The organism is candidate division KSB1 bacterium (genome assembly GCA_034506395.1).
Classification (GTDB): Bacteria; Zhuqueibacterota; Zhuqueibacteria; order Thermofontimicrobiales; family Thermofontimicrobiaceae; genus Thermofontimicrobium.
The window spans coordinates 1-5167 of record JAPDPQ010000068.1 but is presented as its reverse complement, the minus strand read 5'-3'; the positions used below and the strand labels follow the sequence as shown (position 1 = coordinate 5167).

Genomic DNA, 5167 nt, shown 5'->3' with positions numbered 1-5167 from the left:
ATGGTGTGTCGGATCAGGCCATCGTTTATATCGATTAATGAACCATCTGCAGATTCTTGTCCCGTGATGATCTCATCAAGCGAAACCTCTCGTTCGGGGTCGAAGATCGAGGCAGAAACCACTTCACAATGAAATCCTTGCTTGGCAAGCTCCCTTAGCAGTTCAAGGGTTGAAATGGCTGCACCACTTGCTCTATCAAGAAGACAGTAAGTCGAGGCAAATAGAATTCGCTCTATCATTTATGATTTATTGATATTGACCCAAATTCATAGAATCAAATCTTCAGCGGAGATAGGCAAAATTTTATTTGACTGATTTATATCTCTTTGCTATGATAAAATCAATATGAAGGTAAGATAAAAGATTGGATTTATCAGGAGAAATTAAATGCCCCCTCAACAGAGATTGCACCTTTTTTTAATTTTGATCTTTATTTTTTCTATAGCCACTGCTGCAAAGGCAACAGATGGATTTACACAAAAAGACAGGGAGCTCCTTATCACTTTAAAAATAAAGGTTGAAGAGATTGATAAAAGATTCGAACAGATTGACAAGCGATTCGAACAGATTGACAAGCGATTCGAGCAGATTGACAAGCGATTCGAGCAGGTCGACAAGCGATTCGAGCAGGTCGGAAAACAGATCGATCAGCTCTTTAACTTTCTTTGGATTCTTGCGGCCATCTTTGCATCGATTACTGCCTCTACCATTGGTTTTGCAATCTGGGATCGAAGGAGTATGATCAGACCCTTTGAGAGCAGAGTGAAAGAGCTCGAAGAATGGAAAATCGATAAGGTTATCTCTTCTCTTAAAAGCCTTGCAGAGACAGATGAAAAGGTAGCAGAGGTGCTCAGACGCTATAATTTATTGTAAAAAAATTAAGCTAAAAATAATAAGAGCTATTGAATTTGGAAGTTACATATTTGAACGTTAATGGTCAAAATTTAGCAAAATTTTTCTCAACCCTGACCTTTACCTTCGAAAGATTGGGAGGGCAAAATTGATATATTTTTTAAAGATTAATCAGATTTGCATTAAATTAAAAATCATTTTGGCACAGTTTATGCTCTAAGAATTTTAATTAATAAAAATTTTTCTTGACAAGTTAATCTATAATATGGTAAAAAAATGTTCAATTTTAAAAGTTTATTTTTTTAAAAAGGCTTGACAAAATTTTTCATATATGTTACTCGGTAAAACAATCCTTCAAAATTTTGGTATAAAAAAACGATTAAATCAAAAATTTTGCTATAAAAACAAATAAAAATAAAATTTTTTCTTGACAACACTTAGGTTTTTTGTTATAGGGATTTAAAAATATTTTATTCGGTCTGAAATGGTTCTGGAGGGGCGTGCCATTCAGACTGATAAAAAAATTTCCAATCCTGAAGTTCTTCTGGTTAAATGGGGGTGAAAAGATCAATTCCATCTCAGCTTCTCAAATAAAATTTCAAACTTTTCCTTCCTTTCCAGAAAATGATAGGTCTGAAAGGGAAGGGATTTTTCTATTTAAACTCACTTTGAATCCAATTTTTAAAAAATTTTTATAAAGGTTATCTAAAGAAAGGAGGAGACATCATGTCATCCCAAACAGCAGTCGAAAGTCGGAAAAGAGGTCTTTTAGAGAAGATTGAGAAAATGAATGGATTCTTTGGAGGTTGGCAATCCTTATTAAGGGGGAGAACAGCGAGAAATAAGAGACTGAAGAAAGAGAGAAAGCTTGCTCGAGAGAGCAGGTTGGGAAGTTTCGGCAGGGAGTTTCGAGGCCGGCTCATGCTCGAACCCCTCGAAGAGCGAATCGTACCTGCCTCTGTGGTCCTTATTGACGGCCAAGCAGCACTTTTTGATGGACCAGGAGGCTCTATTCTCGTTGTTGCAGTTGCTGGCAATTCAGCATTAGACGGGATTGAGATTGATTATACACAGAACGCTGGCGCAGATACGATTAATGAGATTGGTCTTATAGGTGATGGAACAGGCGGTGAGATAATAAATGCCCAAATTTTTACAAATTTTGGGAAAACGGAAGCTGGGGGAACCCTCATTTTCAATGATGTTGATGCAGGCGGTGGTTCAACCAGCACCGTTGCACGTACAGCCCCGGATGCAGATACATGGAATGTAACTATTGCCACAGGTCAAGCTTTCACAGATGGTGGAGTAAACATTATAAATATTGGCACAAAATCTTTCAGTTTTGCGGGTAGAGATTTTAGGGACACTACTGGTGATACAGGTGCAATTGCAGCCATCGGAAGTGACGTTGATGCTATTGATATGGATGCCAGTGCAGCTACTGTTAACTTTGTTAATGCAACAGTCGGAGGGAATCTGTTTTATGCGGTTCAAATTCCAGCTGCCGGCTCTGCTGATAAAGGTGACCTTGATATCTTTACTATTGATGGGGAACTTGGCACCTCTTCAACCATTTACCTTGAAGGGATTGGTAGCATATTTTTAGACCTAAATGTCACTGATGCTGACGGCACTGGAAATTTTGATGTAAATACGACTGGTAATGATTATGGTAAAATCACCATTAATGATTTTGGTGAGGCAACACATAGAGTTGATTTAGATGTTTCAGATTATTCCCTTGGGGGAATTATAAATATCATTTCTACAGGTTCACTGGGGACTTTTGGGACATTAGGAACAATTACCACAAGAGCGTTATCTGGATCATCCGACCCTGTAGACACATATATTGATATTGTAGGGACCGTTGGAAGCATTACAACCATTAACGCTGGTACAGTAGAGAATGATCTTAAAATGGTAGATATTGATGACGCCGTTGGCACAGTCCTCAATGTCGGGGGCAGAATTACAGGCATCATGGATGCGGATGATGATGCGGATGGATCAGGATCATTTGGTAACATTACAGTGACGAATGCGGCTGGGTTAGCCGATGGAATCACCGCAGGTGGTATTACCGCAGGAAATGGGATTGGAAATATAATCGTAACTGGCGATATCGATTCAACTGCGCCAATTATTACAGCTACAGGAAATATTGGAAATATTACTGTGACCGGTGATATCGATGCTGCAATTACAGCTACAGCGGGTTCCATTGGAAGCGTTCAGGCGAGCTCAGACATTACTGGTGCACTAACTGCCGGTACCTCCATTGGCAATATTACCGCCACAACTGGAAACATCACTGGGGCTATCGTAGCGGGTTCAAGCATTGGCAATATTACCGCAGGAACAGCCATTACGAGTCCAGCCATTACAGCGGGCACCGGTTCTATTGGTAGCATTTTAGCTCAGGCCGGAAGTATTACAAGCGCAATCACTGCAGGCGGAACAATTGGAACCATAACTGCCACAGGCGCAGCGAGTGATATTACTGGAAACATAATTGCTGCAAACGGGATCGGCGCTATTAGTGCCGGTCAGGATATTACTTCAGGCACCATTAATGGTAACTCTGATGGAGATACAAATGGGACTGGCATTGCAAGTATCACAGCCGGGAGAGATATTAATGTAACAACAATTACTACCGATGATGGGGCTGATGTCGCTCCTACGGGTCCTTCAATCGGAGATATTACAGCAGGCGGGGATATAACTATTACAAATCTCATTTCAGGTGGAGATCTCAGCAACATCACTGCAGGTGGATCCGACGGTGATATAACGATTGTGAAGGCTGAGGCGGATGGTGATATTGATGTTGTTACCACAACAGGGACTGGAACTCTTACTGGATTCTTCGTTGCCTATGCGGCGACTGCATCATCTCCGATCGCTTCATTTATCGATGCCGGTACTGGAACGGTCTATACAATCGACGTAACAGGGCCATTTACAAGTGCAGCTATTTACTTTGGAATTGGTTTGGGATTCGGAGCAACCCCTGATGTTGGGATGATGAATGTAACAGGTACAACATCGGCAACTGACCTATACATATATACTGCCTCGGTCGCTACCCCGACAGACCCATCATCGAGCTCAGCCCTTGTCGATTTAAATGGAATTGATGTCGATGATTCTAATAATTTTTTCGCAGGACCTCCATTCTTCCACCCCTTTCCATGGGCATTTCCAGGCCCTGGTGCTAATAATGATGGAAATGTGACTCCTGAGAAAGAGGCAAACCTCGGCACTTTGACGGTTGATGGATGGCTTGGAATATCAGATGGCTTTAGCAGTGGTCCAGGTTACATTGATTTTGACACCGGAGCAGCGGCCAATAACTTAGGAGATATTTCCTCAATGTTCTTTGAGGGTGGAGTAATCCCATTAAGTGTTGTTGAGGCAGAGTCCCTTGGTGCCTTTGGATTGGAAGGTAACCTTGCAAATCTTCCCAATTTTTCACTTGTTGAAGTAACCGTCACTGAGGCACTAAACGTTGTAATCACCGCTCCTGCAGGGAGTACTGCAGGCTATTTCTTCACAACAGATGTGACGAAACCCTTTGGTGAGGCTATATATGTAACTGCTCATGCAACACAGGCCGCTACCGCCACCATTGACTACATCGATGGCAATGACGATGGAGTTGTCCTTGGGAATAATGTAGGTGGAGCAGGTGATGGATTTATTGTAGGGAATGTGCAACTCCCAGCCTGGGGCTTTGAATCCACCGTTGGTGTTGCAAGCATCACAGAAACCGGGGAAAATCCTGCTCCAGGAGTGCCTATTATAGGATTTATCGAGGTGGCTGGTCCCCTCGGAACAGTTACTGTGACTGATTCAAATACTGCAAATGGAATACCCGCAGATGTCTGGAGTATTTCAGTGGGATTTAATATTGGAATTCCTGGTGTTGATGATTCAGTTGTTCCTGAGGATTTCCTGGAGGCAAACGCTACAGATGATGTCGCAGGCAATAACAATGGCGTCTGGATGGCAAATTCCTCGGCCAATCTAACATCTGTTCAGATTGATGGCGATCTTGGAAACGCTACTGATGGCACTGATGTCGCCCTTGCAGTAACAGGAAGCGTGGGTGTGGCTGGTTCTAATGCCATTCGGCTCAGAAGTTTCGGGACAGCAGGTAACTCTGATCTCGCCGGGGATGTCCTGATCGGTGACGATTTATTAGGTCATGTGATCGTTGATGGTGAGATTGACAACGATGGTCTAAATGACATCTTTGCAGTTGGTGTTGCAAAGAAGGGTGAGACCGTTGTTGGCACATGGAATA

Annotated in this window: 3 protein-coding genes; 2 read left to right on the top strand and 1 reads right to left on the bottom strand. The window is 42.2% G+C overall.

From position 1 onward, the window contains the following. A partial coding sequence (locus ONB37_20155) for a glycosyl transferase family 1 (protein MDZ7402476.1) occupies nucleotides 1–239 on the bottom strand: 239 nt, incomplete at its 3' end. A gap of 148 nt (nucleotides 240–387) precedes the next feature. Here ONB37_20155 and ONB37_20150 point away from each other — a divergent pair. Further along, entirely contained in the window at nucleotides 388–873 is a 486-nt protein-coding gene (locus tag ONB37_20150; protein ID MDZ7402475.1) for a hypothetical protein, read from the top strand. Between the two features lie 705 nt (nucleotides 874–1578). Beyond that, nucleotides 1579–5167, top strand: a 3589-nt coding sequence (locus ONB37_20145; GenBank protein ID MDZ7402474.1) for a hypothetical protein, incomplete at its 3' end; no start/stop codon positions are given.

What these genes read in the sequence shown, in the direction of transcription:
- ONB37_20150 (MDZ7402475.1), top strand. Translation starts at nt 388, where the DNA reads ATGCCCCCTCAACAGAGATTGCACCTTTTTTTAATTTTGATCTTTATT.